Here is an 18,203-nt window from a genome sequence, read left to right on the forward strand (position 1 = left end):
GGGTCAGCAGAAGAGCCCAGGGCTCGCGGTCAGTCCACCCAGACCCGCGCATTGCGGAACATGCGCAGCCAACCGGCATCTTCCTGCCATTCTTCCGGCTGCCAGGAGTTCTGCACGGCGCGGAATACCCGCTCCGGGTGCGGCATCATGATGGTCACCCGGCCGTCGCGACTGGTCAGGCCGGTAATGCCGCGTGGCGAGCCGTTGGGGTTGGCCGGATAGGTCTCGGTGACCTTGCCGTGGTTGTCGATGAAGCGCATGGCCACGCAACCGGACAGATCGGCTTCGAGCAGGGCTTCTTCGTTCTCGAACTCGGCATGGCCCTCACCGTGGGCGATGGCAATCGGCATGCGCGAACCGGCCATGCCGCGCAGGAAGATCGAGGCCGATTCCTGCACCTGGACCATGGCCACCCGCGCCTCGAACTGTTCCGAGCGGTTGCGCACGAAGTGCGGCCACAACTCGCTGCCCGGGATCAGCTCATGCAGGTTGGACATCATCTGGCAACCGTTGCACACGCCCAGGGCGAAGCTGTCCTTGCGCTCGAAGAAGGCCTGGAAGCCATCACGGGCACGGCTGTTGAACAGGATCGACTTGGCCCAGCCCTCACCGGCACCGAGCACGTCGCCATAGGAGAAGCCGCCGCAGGCGACCAGCCCCTTGAAGGTCGCCAGGTCGACACGACCGGCAAGGATGTCGCTCATGTGCACGTCGATCGCGTTGAAACCGGCACGGTCGAAGGCGGCGGCCATTTCCACCTGGCCATTGACGCCCTGCTCGCGCAGTACGGCAATTTGTGGACGCAGCCCCTTCTTGATGTAGGGCGCGGCGATGTCCTGGTTGACGTCGAAATCCAGCGTGATGCTGAGGCCCGGATTGTCCTCCTCGAGCAGCGCATCGAACTCTTGTTCGGCGCACTGGGCGTTGTCGCGCAGGCGCTGGATCTGGTAGCTGGTTTCGCTCCACTGGCGCTGCAACAAGCGCCGCTGACCGGCGAATACCGGCTGATCGTTGAAGCTGATCCGCACTTCGCCATTGTTGACCGGCTGACCGACCACGGCGACGCAATCCAGCCCCGCCGCACTGAACTGCGTCAGCACCTGCGGCGTGGCGTCCTTGTGCACCTGAATCAGCGCACCCAGCTCTTCGTTGAACAGCACGGCCGCCAATTCCTCGGGGCTGCCGGCCAGTGAGTCGAGCGACAGATGGAGGCCGCAATGACCGGCGAAGGCCATTTCCAGCGCGCTGACCAGCAGGCCGCCGTCGGAACGGTCATGGTAGGCCAGCAGGTGACCATCGGCGTTCAACCCCTGGATCACCGCGAAGAATGCCTTGAGGTCTTCGGCGTCGTCGACGTCGGGGGCCTGCTTGCCGATCTGCCCGTACACCTGAGCCAGAATCGAGGCGCCCATGCGGTTCTGCCCGCGACCCAGGTCGATCAGGATCAGGTCGGTCTCGCCCTTGTCCATGCGCAGCTGCGGAGTCAGGGTCTTGCGGATATCGCTGACTGGGGCAAAGCCGGTGACAATCAGCGACAGCGGCGAGGTGACGCTCTTCTCCGCGCCGTCATCCTGCCAGCGGGTTTTCATCGACATCGAATCCTTGCCCACCGGAATGCTGATCCCCAGTTCCGGACACAGCTGCATGCCCACGGCTTTGACCGTGTCGTACAGGCGTGCGTCTTCACCGGGGTGGCCGGCGGCGGCCATCCAGTTGGCAGACAGTTTGATGTCGGAAATCTTCTCGATCCGGGCCGCGGCCAGGTTGGTCAAGGTCTCGCCAATGGCGATACGCCCCGATGCCGCCGCATCCAGCAAGGCCAGCGGCGTGCGCTCGCCCATGGCCATGGCTTCGCCGGTATAGACGTCGAAACTGGTGGCGGTGACCGCACAATCGGCCACGGGCACCTGCCACGGGCCAACCATCTGATCGCGCGCGACCAGACCGGTGATGGTGCGATCGCCGATGGTGATCAGGAAGCTCTTGCTGGCCACGGCCGGGTGATGCAGTACACGGGTCAGGGCATCGTCGATCGCCAGGCCACTGGCATCGAAATCATCGCCCTGCTCGGTTTCGTGGCTTGCCGAACGGTGCATGCGCGGCGCCTTGCCGAGCAGCACATTGAGCGGCATGTCCACCGCCTTGTTGCCGAAATGGCTGTCGGCAACGGTCAGGTGCGGCTCCTCGGTGGCCTCGCCGACCACCGCGAAGGGGCAACGCTCACGCTCGCAAATCGCCTTGAAGCGCTCGAATTCGGCAGCATCGACGGCCAGCACGTAGCGCTCCTGGGATTCGTTGCTCCAGATCTCATGGGGGGCCATGCCCGGCTCGTCATTGGGCACATTGCGCAGCTCGAAACGCCCGCCGCGACCGCCATCGTTGACCAGTTCGGGGAAGGCATTGGACAAGCCGCCGGCACCGACGTCATGAATAAAGCTGATCGGATTCTGCTCGCCAAGCTGCCAGCAGCGGTCGATCACTTCCTGACAGCGCCGCTCCATCTCCGGGTTTTCGCGCTGCACCGAGGCGAAATCCAGATCAGCCGAGCTGGTGCCCGTGGCCATCGACGAGGCGGCACCACCGCCCAGACCGATCAACATGGCCGGGCCGCCCAGCACGATCAACTTGGAACCAATGGTGATTTCAGCTTTTTGCACGTGATCGGCGCGGATGTTGCCCATGCCGCCCGCGAGCATGATCGGCTTGTGATAGCCACGCACCTCGAAACCGCGCGGAGAATCGACCGCCTGCTCGAAGGTACGGAAATAGCCGGTCAACGCCGGACGACCGAATTCGTTGTTGAACGCCGCGCCACCGAGCGGGCCTTCAAGCATGATGTCCAGCGCCGTGACGATACGCTCCGGCTTGCCATAGGGCACTTCCCACGGCTGTTCGAAACCGGGGATCTGCAAGTTGGATACGCTGAAACCGGTCAGCCCGGCCTTGGGCTTGGCGCCGCGGCCGGTAGCGCCCTCGTCGCGGATCTCGCCGCCGGAGCCCGTAGCCGCACCTGGGAACGGCGCGATGGCGGTCGGGTGGTTGTGGGTTTCCACCTTCATCAGGATATGCACCGGCTCCTGATGGGCGCCGTACTGACGGGTTTCCGCGTTCGGGTAGAAACGACCGGCAGTGTGGCCGACGATCACCGCGGCATTGTCTTTATAGGCCGAGAGCACGCCCTCGCCATGCAACTCGTTGGTGTTCTTGATCATGCCGAACAGCGACTTTTCCTGGCTCTCGCCGTCGATATCCCAGCTGGCATTGAAGATCTTGTGCCGGCAATGCTCGGAGTTGGCCTGGGCGAACATCATCAATTCGATGTCGTGCGGATTGCGCTTCAGGTCATTGAAGCTGCTGACCAGGTAATCGATTTCGTCCTCGGCCAGGGCCAGGCCCAGCTCGACGTTGGCCTGCTCCAGGGCGGCGCGACCACCGCCCAGCACATCCACCACAGTCAGCGGCTTGGGCTCGGCGTGACTGAACAGAGCAGCGGCGCCTTGCACATCGGTCAACACCAGTTGGGTCATGCGGTCATGCAGCACGTCCGCGACCAGCTGCATCTCGGCTTCGTTCAACTCACCGGTGATGTAATAGGCGATGCCGCGCTCGATGCGCTGGATCTTCGCCAGACCGCAGTTGCGCGCGATGTCGCTGGCTTTGCTCGACCAGGGCGAGATAGTGCCGAAACGCGGAATGGTCAGGAACAGACGGCCGCCAGGCTCCTGCACCGGCACACTCGGGCCGTACTTCAGCAGACGGGCCAGCACCTGTTCTTCATCGGTGCTGAGCGCCCCGGTGACATCGGCAAAATGCGCGAACTCGGCATACAGCCCAGTCACAGCGGGTACTTTGCTGGTCAGTTGCTCAAGCAATTTACCGTGACGAAAAGCAGAAAGGGCGGGAGCGCCGCGCAGGATCAACATGGAGAACAGCCTCTGAGAAGGGGGTGTACTTCGAACCGTCCCGGGTCTGCTGCGCGTCGGCCGGCCGGCGCTGAAGGTGGGTTCGGACTGCTCATTTACAACTCGTAAACGCCGCGTCCTCGTCCACCTTCGCCTTGCCAGGCTCTAACTCGCGAGCCCCAGAACAGGTTCTTGGAGGCCGTGCATTCTAGCCTAAAGCGCTCGCCGCGGCACCCATGACGGCGCCAGAACTGTCGTCTTCACTGCCGAGATATGGTGAGCGGCACGCTTTGCGTATACTGCGCCAATGTTTGCTCAATCTGCGTTCCGCACACGCTGCGCCCACTGGCTCTCGGCGATCGGAATCCTCCTAGTGCTCGCCAGCTGCGCTGAAGCCCCCAGCGCCCTCGAGCGCGTCAAGGCGGAGGGAGTACTGCGGGTGATCACTCGTAACAGCCCGGCCACCTATTTCCAGGATCGCAACGGCGAAACCGGCTTCGAGTACGAACTGGTCAAACGCTTTGCCGATGACCTGGGCGTGAAGCTGCAAATCGAGACCGCCGACAACCTCGATGCGCTATTCGCCAGCCTCGGCAAGGAAAATGGCCCGGTGCTGGCCGCCGCCGGCCTGGTAGCAAGCGACGGACGGCAGCAGCTGGCCCACTTCTCCCTGCCTTATCTGCAAGTCACCCCACAAATCATCTACCGCAACGGTCAGCGCCGCCCAACCCGTCCAGAGGACCTTGTCGGCAAACGCATCCTGGTCCTCAAGGGCAGCAGCCACGCCGAGCAATTGGCCAAACTGAAGATCAAACTGCCGGAACTCAATTACGAAGAATCCGCGGTGGAGGAAGTGGTCGACCTGCTGCGCATGGTCGACGAGGGACAGATCGACCTGACCCTGGTCGACTCCAACGAACTGGCGATGAACCAGGTGTACTTCCCCAACGTGCGAGTGGCCTTCGATCTCGGCGACTCGCAAAGCCTGGCCTGGGCCGTCGCCCCCGGCGAAGACAACAGCCTGCTCGAGGAGATCAACCGCTTTCTCGATCGCGCCCAGCAGAACGGCAGCCTGCAACGCTTGAAGGAACGCTACTACGGCCACGTCGACGTGCTGGGTTACGTCGGCGCCTACACCTTCGCCAAGCACCTGCAACAGCGCCTGCCCCGTTACGAGAAGGATTTCCGCAAGGCGGCCCAGATCAATCAGGTCGACTGGCGCCTGCTAGCCGCCATGGGCTATCAGGAATCGCTCTGGCAACCATCCGCCACCTCGAAAACCGGGGTGCGCGGCCTGATGATGCTGACCCTGCGCACCGCTCAGGCCATGGGCGTATCCAACCGTCTCGACCCCAAGCAGAGCATCGACGGCGGCGCCAAGTACATCGTCCACGTCAAGAATCAGCTGCCCGACAGCATCGAAGAACCGGATCGCACCTGGTTCGCCCTGGCCTCCTACAACGTCGGCGGCGGCCATCTGGAAGATGCCCGCAAGCTCACCGAGGCCGAGGGGCTCAATCCAAACAAGTGGCTGGATGTGCAGAAGATACTGCCCCGTCTGGCGCAGAAACAGTGGTACAGCAAGACCCGCTACGGCTATGCCCGCGGCGGTGAACCGGTGCATTTCGTGCGCAACATCCGCCGCTATTACGACATACTCACCTGGGTCACCCAGCCGCAGTTGGAAGGTAGCCAAATGGCCGCCAGCAACCTGCACACGCCCGGGGTGAACAAGACCCCGCCGCAGGAAGAACTGCCGCCGCTGTAACCCGAACCGCTCGCCCCAGCCGCTCGCCCTGCCCGCCTGCTCTAGCGACCCACAGGTTAGCCTTGAGCGAAGCGCATCCGCCTCGCTGCCCGGATCAACTCAAGGGGAACATCTCAGCCGTCGATCATCGCCCGGCTGGCGCTCAGGCTTATTCCGGCAACCCGCTAGCGGGCTGCGGGGAAGGACGACCTCTACCGCGTCGCGCGCCGCATCTTGAAGAACTCGCTGAGCACTGCGCCGCACTCCTCGGCCAGCACCCCACCCTCGATCAGCACCCGATGATTGAGAAACGCCTGGTTGAAGAACTCGCCACGACTCAGCGCCACCCCGGCCTTGGGCTCGGTGGCGCCATACACCACCCGCTGAATCCGCGCATGCACGATCAGCCCGGCGCACATGCTGCACGGCTCCAGGGTCACGTACAGGGTGCTGCCCGGCAGGCGGTAGTTGTCGACGGCCTGCGCCGCGGCGCGGATCGCCACCATCTCGGCATGCGCGCTGGGGTCGTGACTGGATATCGGGCAGTTGAAGCCGCGGCCGATGATCGCGCCATCCTGCACCAGCACCGCGCCGACCGGCACCTCACCCAGGGCTGCGCCTTCGGCGGCCAGGGCCAAGGCCTCGCGCATGAAATGCTGGTCGCGACTACGGTCGATGATCTTTGGCTGGCGCATCAGGCCACCTCGATCGCGGCCATCAGGCCGGTTTCCATATGATCGATGACATGACAATGGAACATCCAGATCCCGGGGTTATCCGCGACCAAGGCAATTCGCGCGACCTCGTTCTTGCCCAATAGATAGGTGTCGGTGAAATACGGAATGATCTTCTTGCGGTTCGAGTCGAGCACCTTGAACGACAGCCCGTGCAGGTGGATCGGGTGCAGGTACTGGGCCATGTTGCGCAGCTCGAAGATATAGTGACCGTCCTTCTTCAGGCTGGCGATGGGGCGATCCGCGCAGGTCTGGTCATTGATATCCCAGGCCTGGCCGTTGACCTGCCAATACTTGGCCGGGCCCTTGTCATCCACACCGGCCAGCTTTGCCGACCACTCGAAGTTGAAACGCAGGGTCTCGGCCCGCGCCAGATCGGGCTCCGCTACCGGGTTGCGCGGCAGCCGCGCCGGCCAGTCACCCGCGCCTTCAGTCGTCGCAGTGCTCTTCAGGGTGGCCAGGCGCATCGGCCCGTTGCGCAGCGACAGTTCCTGGCCGGCCGCCGGTACGCGCACAGCCAGATCGATACGCATACCAGGCCCCAGCCAGTACTCCTTGCCCAGCTCGCGCGGCTCGATCGGGTGGCCGTCCAGCGCATAAATGCGCGCCTCGGCGCCGGGCAGATTGAGCCGGTAGGTCACGGTGTTGTCCAGGTTCAGCACGCGCAGGCGCACCACCTGCCCGGCCGGCAACTCCAGGGTCGGCCGTGACTGGCCATTGATGCTGCTCAGGCGTCCGCGCGTACCCTCGCGGGCCGCCTCGCGCGACACACTGAAGGCGGTGAAGGCGCCCTGCTCGTCGACATGCCAGGTTTTCAGGCTCAGCGTGCGCTCATGCCTGAACCCGCTCGGTTCGCGCTCCTCGACGATCAGCGGGCCGACCAGCCCACGGCCCAGCTGCCCGGCGCTGGACAGGTGCGGGTGGTACCAGAAGCTGCCGGCGTCCTCGGTCTTGAAGCGGTAGTCGAAATACTCGCCCGGCAGTACCGGCAACTGCGAGACGTAGGGCACGCCGTCCATTTCCAGCGGCAAGCGAATGCCATGCCAGTGAATGGTGCTCGGCTCATCCAGATGATTGATAAAGCGCACCCGCAGCCAATCGCCCTGGCGCGAGCGAATTTCCACGCCCGGCGCCTGCCCACCGTAGGCCCAGGCCGGGGTCATGTGCCCGGGCACCAGCTCGATATCCTGGGGCGCAGCGATCAGTTCGTAGTCGTGGGTCGCCGCATTCTGCGGGCGACCCAGCCAGTAACGTACGCCGCCGGCACCGACGCCGACCACACCAAGCCCTGCCAGGCCGGCAATAACTTGTCTTCGGGTAACCGCCATATTCAATCCTGTAACCGAGCCATGTCATCAGCGGTGCAGCTGAGCGAGCTGAACCAGATGCAATTGCTAAATCTTCTCATTTAGAACACTGGTTGGCCAGCGCTTCTCTAGAGGCAAAGCACCGCACACGGCGCAGATAGCACAAGGGCAGCCTGGGCTGCCCTTGTGCTTCAGATCACTCCCACTCGATGGTGGCGGGCGGCTTGCTCGACACGTCGTAGGTGACGCGGGAGATGCCTTCGATCTCGTTGATGATGCGGTTGCTGACCTTCTCCAGCAGCTCGTAGGGCAGGTGCGCCCAACGCGCGGTCATGAAGTCGATGGTTTCCACCGCGCGCAGGGCCACGACCCAGGCGTAACGACGGGCATCACCGACCACGCCGACCGACTTGACCGGCTGGAACACCACGAAAGCCTGGCTGGTCTTGTGGTACCAGTCGAAGTTGCGCAGTTCTTCGATGAAGATATGGTCGGCGCGACGCAGAAGATCCGCGTACTCCTTCTTCACCTCACCGAGGATGCGCACGCCCAGGCCCGGGCCCGGGAACGGATGGCGGTAGACCATGTCGTAGGGCAGGCCCAATTCCAGACCGATGCGTCGCACTTCGTCCTTGAACAGTTCACGCAATGGCTCGACCAGCTTGAGGTTCATCTCCTCGGGCAGGCCGCCGACATTGTGGTGCGACTTGATCACGTGAGCCTTGCCGGTCTTGGCTCCGGCCGACTCGATCACGTCCGGGTAGATGGTGCCCTGGGCGAGGAACTTGATGTTGTCCAGCTTGCTGGCTTCGGATTCGAAGACATCGATAAAGGTGCGACCGATGATCTTGCGCTTCTTCTCCGGGTCGGCCTCGCCGGCCAGATTGCCGAGAAACTGCTCTTCGGCATCGGCGCGAATCACCTTGACCCCCATGTTCTCGGCGAACATGGCCATCACCTGCTCACCTTCGTGCAGGCGCAACAGGCCATTGTCGACGAACACACAGGTCAGCTGGTCGCCGATCGCCTTGTGCAGCAAAGCCGCGACCACGGAAGAGTCGACCCCGCCAGACAAGCCGAGCAGCACATTGGCGCTGCCCACCTGGGCACGCACCTGAGCAATCGCGTCGTCGACGATATGCGACGGCGTCCACAATGCTTCGCAGCCCGCGATGTCCAGGACAAAGCGCGAGAGGATGCGCCCGCCCTGCTTGGTGTGGGTCACTTCCGGGTGGAACTGCACACCATAGTAGCCACGCGTGTCGTCGCACATGCCGGCAATCGGGCAGCTCGGCGTGCTGGCGAGGATATGGAAGCCTTCCGGCAACGCCGTGACCTTGTCACCGTGGCTCATCCACACATCCAGGCCGAACACGCCATCGTCGTCGATGTGGTCTTCGATACCCTGCAACAGGCGACCTTTACCGACGATATCGACGCGGGCATAGCCGAACTCGCGCACATCCGACCCCTGCACCTTGCCACCGAGCTGCTCGGCCATGGTCTGCATGCCGTAGCAGATACCCAGCACCGGCACGCCAAGCTCGAACACCGCATGCGGCGCGCGCGGGCTGTCGGCTTCATGCACCGACTCCGGACCACCGGCGAGAATGATCCCGCGCGGAGCAAAGGCACGGATGTCCTCGTTGCTCATGTCATACGGGTGCAATTCGCAATACACACCAATCTCGCGCACACGGCGGGCGATCAGCTGGGTGTACTGGGAACCGAAGTCGAGGATCAGGATGCGGTGGGCGTGGATGTCTTGATGAGCCATGGCCATCTCTCGTAGCGAAATTCACAAATGACAAGGGGCTGAATCGAACAGCCCCGTGCTTACTTAATCTTCAATAATCGATTTGCCACGTCGCGAGCGCAGGAGCGGCGAGGAGGAAAGAAGCCAGAGCGCGAATTTTGCCAGAGCAAATCAGCATATCGAGCTTCTTTCCAACAGCGCACCGCCAGGCGCAGCAGCGGCAGATCGATTGTTAACCGACCCGGTAGTTCGGCGCTTCCTTGGTGATCTGCACGTCGTGTACGTGAGACTCAGCCATGCCGGCACCGGTGATGCGCACGAACTGCGGCTTGGTGCGCATCTCTTCGATGGTGGCGCAGCCGGTATAGCCCATGGAAGCACGCAGACCGCCCATCATCTGATGAACGATAGCGCTCATGGCACCTTTGTAAGGCACGCGCCCTTCGATGCCTTCCGGCACCAGCTTCTCGGCACCGGCCGAGGAATCCTGAAAATAGCGATCCGAGGAACCCTGGGCCTGGGACATGGCGCCCAGCGAGCCCATGCCGCGATAAGCCTTGTAGGAACGGCCCTGGAACAGCTCAACCTCACCCGGCGCCTCTTCGGTACCGGCCAGCATCGAGCCGATCATGACGCAGGATGCCCCCGCGACGACGGCCTTGGACAGGTCACCGGAGAAGCGGATGCCACCGTCGGCGATCAGCGGAACGCCGGTGCCTTCCAGTGCGGCGGCAACATTGGCCACGGCGGAAATCTGCGGTACGCCGACCCCGGCAACGATGCGCGTGGTGCAGATCGAACCTGGACCGATACCGACCTTGACCGCATCGGCGCCCGCCTCGACCAGCGCCCTGGCGGCATCGCCGGTGGCGATATTGCCGCCGATTACCTGGACTTCAGGGAAGCTCTGCTTGACCCAGCGGACCCGGTCGATCACCCCTTTGGAGTGGCCGTGGGCGGTATCGACGATGATCACATCGACACCTGCCGCCGCCAGTGCGGCAACCCGGTCAGCGGTATCAGCACCGGTACCGACCGCCGCGCCGACACGCAGGCGACCCTGGTCGTCCTTGCTTGCCAGCGGATAGGCCTTGGCCTTTTCGATGTCGTTGACGGTCATCATGCCCTTGAGGCGGAAGCTGTCGTCGACGATCAGCACGCGCTCGATGCGGTGCTTGTGCAGCAGCTTGCGCACCACCTGGGTGTCTTCGCCTTCCTTGACCGTGACCAGACGCTCTTTCGGCGTCATCACGTCGCGCACCTTGGCGCTCATGTTGGTCTCGAAGCGCACGTCACGCGAGGTGACGATGCCAACCAGATCGCCACCGGACAATACCGGTACGCCGGAGATGTTGTTCTGCCGAGTCAGGTCGAACAGATCGCCGACGGTGGCGTCGGCCTCGATGGTGATCGGATCCTTGACCACGCCGGACTCGTAGCGCTTGACCTTGCGCACTTCGAGAGCCTGCTGCTCGATGGTCATGTTCTTGTGAATAATGCCAATGCCACCTTCCTGGGCCATGGCAATTGCCAGACGGGCCTCAGTAACGGTGTCCATTGCAGCAGAGAGCAAGGGAATATTCAGCTCGATACCACGAGTCAAGCGAGTCTTGAGACTGACATCCTTCGGCAGAACATCGGAGTAACCAGGAACAAGTAGAACGTCGTCGAAGGTAAGAGCTTCTTGACTGATACGCAGCATGGCGGGGGCTCCCAGGCGGGAAATTGGAAGCGCGCCATTATACTCAGGCAAGCCCCTTCACTCAATGCAAACAATCGGTCGTAATGCCGCGCCCTGTCGCAGCCAGCGCACGCGGCGGCCAACCGGCTCTACAGCTTGACCTCAACCACGGAGACCGGATACCCCAGCCGGGCAGCGAATTCGTCGAGAAAGCTCTGCTTGAAACCCGCCTCGGCCCAGTTATTGAAGATAAAGCCCAGATTGGAAAAGCCGCAGGGCTGCAGAAACAGGAAGCCATTGATGTCGTCTTCGTGGCCGCATAGCGGGCAGACGAAGGTGTCGCTATGGCCGGGCATCCATTGCTCCAGACGATCGAACAGCTCCACGCCAACTTCCTGGCGACACTGCGGACAACCGGCCTCCTCGCGGAAGTCGTGCAGCGGGGTATAGATGCAGCGCTTGTAGACGATCTCCAGGCCATGGACCGGCCGGGCGAAAGGCAGTAATTGCGGCCGTTCGACCACCTGCCGGGCACCCGGGGCAATGCCATAGGCCATCTTGTTGAACGTGCGGCCACAGGTGCTCAGCTGCTCCTCGATGACATTCTGCTGCACCAGCCAGCGCACGATCGCCCGCGCCCTGGCTTCATGCCCGGGAAAGCTGGAGATTTTCGGCACTAGGATGGCTTGCTGTTCGCTCATGAAAAGACTCTGGTCCGAGGTAATAGCCGCGCAGCTTAATGGCCCGGCGCCGCGGGTCAAGGCAATCGGCCTATGGCAGGCCCGGCAAAGCCTTTATCATGCCGGACATGATCAAAGACCCGTTCCAACGCCTGAACCTCGACCGCGAAGTGCTCAGCGTCAGCCAGCTCAATAACCGCGCACGCTTGCTGCTGGAGGATGTGTTCTCCGGCATCTGGGTCGAGGGGGAAATCTCCAACCTGGCCAAGCCGGCCTCCGGGCATATCTACTTTACCCTTAAAGATAGCCAGGCCCAGGTACGTTGCGCGCTGTTCCGACAGAACGCCGCCAAGGTCCGCCAGGCCTTGCGCGATGGCCTGGCGGTCAAGGTGCGCGGCAAGGTCTCGCTGTTCGAAGGGCGTGGTGACTACCAGTTGATTATCGACAGCGTCGAGCCGGCCGGCGACGGCGCCCTGCGCCTGGCCTTCGAAGCCCTGAAAGACAAACTCAGCAGCGAAGGCCTGTTCGCCACTGAACGCAAAATCGCCCTGCCCGCCCATCCCAAGCGCATCGGCATCGTCAGCTCGCCGACCGGCGCGGTCATCCGCGACATCATCAGTGTGTTCCGCCGCCGCGCCCCGCAGGTCGCCCTGACCCTGATCCCCACGGCCGTACAGGGCCGCGAAGCCAGCGGGCAGATCATCCGCGCCCTGCAACTGGCCGACCGCCAAGGCTTCGACGCACTGATCCTGGCCCGTGGCGGCGGATCACTGGAAGACCTCTGGTGCTTCAACGAAGAAGCCGTGGCCCGTGCGGTCGCGGCCTGCGCCACACCGATAGTCTGTGCGGTGGGCCACGAAACCGACGTCTCCATCTGCGATTTCGTCGCCGACGTGCGCGCCCCTACACCCTCGGCCGCCGCCGAACTGCTGGCTCCCGATGCCAGCGAACTGGTGCAGCGCCTGCACAGCCTGCAGCGCCGCCTGATCATGCGCATGCACAACCGCCTGGAGCGCGAACGCCTGCGCCTGGATGGCCTGACCCGGCGCCTGCGCCATCCAGGCGAACGCCTGCGCCAGCACGCCCAGCGCCTGGACGACCTGGAAATGCGCCTGGCCCGGGCCTTCGAGCGCCAGTTGAACAATCGCCGCGAACGCCTCGCGCGCCTGCAAACCCGCCTGGCCGGCCAGCATCCCGAGCGCACACTGCAACTGCTGCGCCAGCGCCTGGGCAGCCTCGCCGAGCGGCTGCCACGGGCCATGCGCGAAGGCCTGAAACAGCGCCGCCTGCAACTGCAAAGCCAGGTGCAGACCCTGCATGCGGTCAGCCCGCTGGCCACCCTCGGCCGTGGCTACAGCATCCTCCTCGACGAGCGCGGCCGGGCCGTGCGCCGCGCCGCCGACACCCACACCGGCCAGCGCCTGAAAGCACGCCTGGGCGAAGGCGAGCTGGATGTGCGGGTCGAAGACAACTACGTGCAGCCGGCGACCCTGTCGCTGCTGGACTGAACAATCACCAGGTGGATGAGCACAACGGCATCCACCCCACACCCGGGATACCGCATGCGTTTTCTTGCCTTGCTAGCCAGTCTTTGCCTCGCCCTGCCCGTGCAGGCCGAAGGTTTTATCACCCGCCTGCTCAACCAACCGATACCCGGCGGCGTCGCCGTGATCGACCTGGGCCAGCAAACCAGCGCACCCCGCGCCACTTACCAAGGCAAGCCGCTGCTGGTAATCCACGAAGACGGCCAGCGCTGGATCGCCATCGTCGGCCTGCCCCTGACGACCAAGCCCGGCAGCCAGCAGATCGAGGTGAACGATACGCAGAGCCTGAGCTTCCAGGTCGCCGGCAAGCACTACGCCGAGCAGCGCATCACCATCAAGAACCAGCAACAGGTCAACCCAAACGCCGCCAACCTCAAGCGCATCAACCGCGAACTGGCGGAGCAGACCCGCGCCTACCAGCAGTTCAGTGCCCGCCAGCCGAGCAACCTGCTGTTCGACAAGCCGGTCAACGGGCCATTGTCCAGCCCCTTCGGTCTGCGCCGCTTCTTCAATGGCGAGGAGCGCAACCCGCACTCGGGTCTGGACTTCGCCGCCAACCACGGCACCCCGATCAAGGCTCCGGCGGCCGGCAAGGTGATCCTCACCGGCGACTACTTCTTCAACGGCAAGACGGTGTTCGTCGACCACGGCCAGGGCCTGATCAGCATGTTCTGCCACCTGTCGGAGATCGGCGTGAAGCTCGGCGACGAACTGCCGCGCGGCGGCGAGCTCGGCAAGGTCGGCGCCACCGGCCGCGCCACCGGGCCGCACTTGCACTGGAACGTCAGCCTGAATGATGCGCGGATCGACCCGGCCATTTTTATCGGCGCGTTCAAACCCTGAAAGATTGCCGTGCTCCAGTGACTTACCGAGGGACTGTTGATGCGAATCAAAGCCGAGACTTCAACCCTGCTGATCATCGATATTCAGGCCCGCCTGTTTCCGGTCATCCAGGACAGTGCGGCGCTGGCCAAAAATGCCTTGTGGGTGCAGCAGGTGGCGCAGCGCATCGGCGTGCCCGTACTTCTCACCGAGCAGTACAGCAAGGGCCTGGGGCAGACGATCCCGTCCTTGCGCGATGGCCACCCGGCCTCGGCCATCATCGAGAAGCTGCATTTCTCTGCAGTCAGCGAGGGCGAGTTGTTCAAGCGCGCCGGCGGTGAACGAGCGCAGTTCGTGGTGTGCGGCAGCGAAGCGCATGTCTGCGTGCTGCAAACCGTACTCGACCTGCTCGCCCAGGGCCGTCAGGTGTTCGTGGTGGCGGAGGCCGTCGGCTCACGCCAGGCCTCGGACAAGGCGCTGGCCCTGGCACGCATGCAGCAAGCCGGCGCCAGCATCGTCTCGCGGGAAATGGTCGCCTTCGAATGGCTCGAGCAGGCCGGCAACCTGCTGTTTCGCGAGGTGAGCAAGACCTTCATTCGCTGAACCCGCGGCATCCCCTGCCCCCTGAACACCGCGGACTGCCAGGCATGCCCGACGCATGCCCGCCCTACCCGTGCAACCCGGAGTTGAAGCATGCGTAACCAATTCAACGGCTGGCTCGACTGGCTCAACACCCACCCAGAACTGCAAACCCTGATCTTCTCCGCACTGCTGATCATCGCCGCCTGGCTTTCCAACTGGCTGGTCAAGCGCATCCTGGTGCGCGCCCTGTGCCGCCTGATCGACGCAACGACCCTGGGACGCAATGCGCAGGAACTCGATAACCAACTGATCAAGCGCTTGGCCAATATAGTGCCGGCACTGATTCTCTTCACCGGTGTCGGCCTGCTGCCGCATCTACCAGACGCCCTGGTGATCGTGACCCGCAACGTCTGCAGCGCCTTTATCGTGCTGACCGTCGCCCTGGCCTTGAGCACCCTGCTGGATATTGCCAACACGCTCTACCACCTGCGCCGCGATGCCCATCTGCGGCCGATCAAGGGCTACCTGCAGGTGCTGAAGATTGCGGTGTTCGCAGTGGCGGTGATCCTCATGGTCGCCACCCTGCTCGACCGCTCGCCGCTGATCCTGCTGTCTGGCCTCGGGGCCATGGCCGCGGTGCTGATGTTGATCTTTCAGGACACCCTGCTGTCGCTGGTGGCCAGCGTGCAGATCACCTCCAGCGACATCATCCGCGTCGGCGACTGGATAGAGATGCCGCAACTGAATGCCGACGGCGACGTGGTCGACATCGCCCTGCACACGGTCAAGGTGCAGAACTGGGACAAGACCATCACCAGCATCCCGACCAAGCGCTTCATCAGCGACCCGTTCAAGAACTGGCGCGGCATGCAGGAGTGCGGCGGCAGGCGGATCAAGCGCAGCCTGTACCTCGACCAGACCAGCATCGGCTTCCTCGACGCCCAGGCAATTGCCCGCCTGCAGCGCATCAGCCTGCTCAGGCAATACCTCAAGCTCAAGCACAGCGAACTGCTCAGCTGGAACAGCGCACTGGCCGATGATGCCCAGGAACCGGCCAACACCCGGCGCATCACCAATATCGGCACCTTCCGCGCCTACGTGGAATTTTACCTGCGCCAGCACCCGCAGCTTAACCAGGACATGACCCAACTGGTGCGCCAGCTCAGCCCGACGGCCAACGGCCTGCCGCTGGAACTCTATTGCTTCACCAATACCATTGCCTGGGGCAGCTACGAGAGCACCCAGTCGGATATCTTCGACCACCTGCTGGCGATCCTGCCCGAGTTCGGCCTGCGCGTGTTCCAACACCCCAGCGGCGCGGACATGCGCGAACTGGGACGCCGCCGAGCCGCACAAACGGAGTACTGAGACGGCCGCCCCGCGCGACTGGGCGGGGGCAAAGCACTGCACAATCGGCGAGCAGTGCAGCCCGCCTCCACGCAATAAAAATGCGCATAAAACACATACTCGATCGAAATCACTAATTTTATCGCAACGCTTGCCAGCTTTAAGCGCCACGGATAGGGTTTACGCCATGAACACTAACCAAACCCTGATTCTGCTGCGGCAACATGCCAACCTCTGCCTGGTCAGCCAGCGACTGCGTGACTGAACCGAAGCGCCGCAACCACCTCGATTTCGCCTGGCCAGCCTCTGCGGCCGCCGTCAAAAGGATTACCCCATGAGCATGCTCAAAGACCCGTCCAGCAAGTACCGCGCCTTTGCAGCCATCGACCTGCCTGATCGCACCTGGCCGTCGAAGACCATTACCGAGGTACCGGTCTGGTGCAGCTCGGACCTGCGTGACGGTAACCAGTCGTTGATCGAGCCGATGGACGCGGTGAAGAAGATGCGCTTCTTCAAGACCCTGGTGCAGGTCGGCATCAAGCAGATCGAGGTGGGCTTTCCCTCCGCCTCGCAGACCGACTTCGATTTCGTCCGCGAGCTGATCGAGGGTGGTCATATCCCCGATGACACCACCATTCAGGTGCTGACCCAGGCCCGCGAGGACCTGATCACCCGCACCTTCGAATCGCTGGTCGGCGCCAAGCAGGCCATCGTTCATGTCTACAACGCCACGGCGCCGAGCTTCCGCCGCATCGTCTTCAACCAGGACCAGGCCGGCGTGGTCGCCATCGCGGTGAATGCCGCGCAGGTCATCAAGAAACTGGCCGCGCAACAGCCGCAGACCCAATGGACCTTTCAGTACTCGCCGGAGATTTTCTCCTCCACCGAACTGGAGTTCGCCGTGGAAGTCTGCGACGCGGTGCTGGATGTGTGGCAGCCGACCCCTGCCAACAAGGTGATCCTCAACCTGCCGACCACGGTGGAAGTGGCCACGCCGAACGTCTACGCCGACCAGATCGAATGGTTCGGCCGCCATATCAGCCGCCGCGACAGCGTGCTGATCAGCCTGCACACCCACAACGACCGCGGCACCGGCGTGGCCGCCAGCGAACTGGGCCTGATGGCCGGCGCCGACCGCGTCGAGGGTTGCCTGTTCGGCAACGGCGAGCGCACCGGCAACGTCGACCTGGTCAACCTGGCGCTGAACCTCTACACCCAGGGCATCCACCCGGGTCTAGATTTCTCCGACATCGACAACGTGCGCAAGGTGGTCGAGGAATGCAACCAGCTTCCGGTGCACCCGCGCCACCCCTATGTCGGCGACCTGGTCCACACCGCCTTCTCCGGCTCGCATCAGGACGCGATCCGCAAAGGCTTCGCCCAACAGGACCCGGACGGCATCTGGGAAGTGCCCTACCTGCCGATCGACCCCGCCGATATTGGCCGCGATTATGAAGCGGTCATTCGGGTCAACAGTCAGTCGGGCAAGGGTGGGATCAGCTTCCTGCTGGAACAGGAATACGGCATCAGCCTGCCGCGGCGCATGCAGATCGAGTTCAGCCAGGTGGTGCAGAAGGAAACCGATCGCCTCGGCCTGGAAATGAATGCCGGACAGATCCACCAGCTGCTCGACCGCGAATACCTGCAAGCCACCGCGCCCTTCGCCTTGCAAGGCCATCGCCTGCAGGAAGAGAACGGCACCAGCGCGGTGGATGTGGAGGTCACCAGCAAGGGCGAGACTCAGCACTGGCGCGGCATCGGCAAGGGCCCGCTGGAAGCCCTGGTCGCCGGCTTGCCGGTGGCCGTGGAGATCATGGACTACAGCGAACACGCCATCGGTGCCGGCACCAACGCCAAGGCCGCGGCCTACATCGAGCTGCGGGTCAACGGCGGGCGGGCCCTGCATGGCGTCGGCATCGACGAGAACCTGACCACGGCAAGCTTCCGCGCCCTGTTCAGCGCGCTCAACCGCGCCCTCGGCCAGGCAGCCGAACAGGCGGCCTGAGTCAGCCTGCCCCCGCCCTGCCGCGGGGGCGCTGCTGGGCCGCTAGGTAATGCGCGGAGGCCTGCAATCCCTGGGTAATATCCGGCCAATAACAAC

12 protein-coding genes are annotated in these 18,203 nt (G+C 63.5%); 6 read left to right on the plus strand and 6 right to left on the minus strand.

Going from position 1 to position 18,203, the window contains the following annotated elements:
- Positions 1-29 precede the first annotated feature (29 nt).
- The gene (purL, locus tag LJY18_RS00565; protein ID WP_238039775.1) at positions 30-3,923 is read right to left on the minus strand and encodes a phosphoribosylformylglycinamidine synthase; all 3,894 of its coding nucleotides are present in this window, start codon (positions 3,921-3,923) and stop codon (positions 30-32) included.
- Between the two features lie 286 nt (positions 3,924-4,209).
- Here purL and mltF point away from each other — a divergent pair, with 286 nt between their 5' ends.
- On the plus strand, positions 4,210-5,670 hold the full coding sequence (gene mltF / locus LJY18_RS00570) for a membrane-bound lytic murein transglycosylase MltF (protein ID WP_238039776.1): 1,461 nt from the start codon (positions 4,210-4,212) through the stop codon (positions 5,668-5,670).
- 191 nt (positions 5,671-5,861) lie between these two features.
- Here the strand turns inward: mltF and tadA are convergent, their stop codons facing one another.
- The 5 genes from tadA to LJY18_RS00595 form a co-directional block, all read right to left on the minus strand.
- On the minus strand, positions 5,862-6,344 hold the full coding sequence (tadA, locus tag LJY18_RS00575; protein ID WP_238039777.1) for a tRNA adenosine(34) deaminase TadA: 483 nt from the start codon (positions 6,342-6,344) through the stop codon (positions 5,862-5,864).
- Entirely contained in the window at positions 6,344-7,711 is a 1,368-nt protein-coding gene (locus tag LJY18_RS00580) for a multicopper oxidase family protein (RefSeq protein ID WP_238039778.1), read from the minus strand. Before LJY18_RS00580 ends, tadA begins: the two co-directional genes overlap by 1 nt.
- A gap of 175 nt (positions 7,712-7,886) precedes the next feature.
- Positions 7,887-9,467 (minus strand): glutamine-hydrolyzing GMP synthase, encoded by a 1,581-nt coding sequence (gene guaA, locus LJY18_RS00585; RefSeq protein WP_442964464.1) that lies wholly within the window; start codon positions 9,465-9,467, stop codon positions 7,887-7,889.
- A gap of 211 nt (positions 9,468-9,678) precedes the next feature.
- Positions 9,679-11,148, minus strand: coding sequence for an IMP dehydrogenase (gene guaB / locus LJY18_RS00590; RefSeq protein WP_238039780.1), 1,470 nt, complete (start codon positions 11,146-11,148; stop codon positions 9,679-9,681).
- 128 nt (positions 11,149-11,276) lie between these two features.
- Positions 11,277-11,828 carry a sugar ABC transporter ATPase gene (locus LJY18_RS00595; protein ID WP_238039781.1) on the minus strand — a complete coding sequence of 184 codons (552 nt, stop codon included), beginning with the start codon at positions 11,826-11,828 and terminating at the stop codon, positions 11,277-11,279.
- A gap of 107 nt (positions 11,829-11,935) precedes the next feature.
- On the opposite strand from LJY18_RS00595, the gene xseA reads away from it, so the two are divergent.
- The 5 genes from xseA (at position 11,936) to leuA (ending at position 18,107) form a co-directional block, all read left to right on the plus strand.
- The gene (xseA, locus tag LJY18_RS00600) at positions 11,936-13,315 is read left to right on the plus strand and encodes an exodeoxyribonuclease VII large subunit (protein WP_238041084.1); all 1,380 of its coding nucleotides are present in this window, start codon (positions 11,936-11,938) and stop codon (positions 13,313-13,315) included.
- Between the two features lie 54 nt (positions 13,316-13,369).
- Positions 13,370-14,194, plus strand: coding sequence for a M23 family metallopeptidase (locus tag LJY18_RS00605; RefSeq protein ID WP_238039782.1), 825 nt, complete (start codon positions 13,370-13,372; stop codon positions 14,192-14,194).
- A gap of 39 nt (positions 14,195-14,233) precedes the next feature.
- Positions 14,234-14,776 (plus strand): hydrolase, encoded by a 543-nt coding sequence (locus tag LJY18_RS00610; RefSeq protein ID WP_238039783.1) that lies wholly within the window; start codon positions 14,234-14,236, stop codon positions 14,774-14,776.
- A 90-nt stretch (positions 14,777-14,866) separates the two neighbouring features.
- Entirely contained in the window at positions 14,867-16,123 is a 1,257-nt protein-coding gene (locus tag LJY18_RS00615) for a mechanosensitive ion channel family protein (RefSeq protein ID WP_238039784.1), read from the plus strand.
- 313 nt (positions 16,124-16,436) lie between these two features.
- Positions 16,437-18,107 (plus strand): 2-isopropylmalate synthase, encoded by a 1,671-nt coding sequence (leuA, locus tag LJY18_RS00620; RefSeq protein ID WP_238039785.1) that lies wholly within the window; start codon positions 16,437-16,439, stop codon positions 18,105-18,107.
- Positions 18,108-18,203 lie beyond the last annotated feature (96 nt).

The organism is Pseudomonas sp. MMS21 TM103 (assembly GCF_022132145.1).
Classification (GTDB): domain Bacteria; phylum Pseudomonadota; class Gammaproteobacteria; order Pseudomonadales; family Pseudomonadaceae; genus Aquipseudomonas.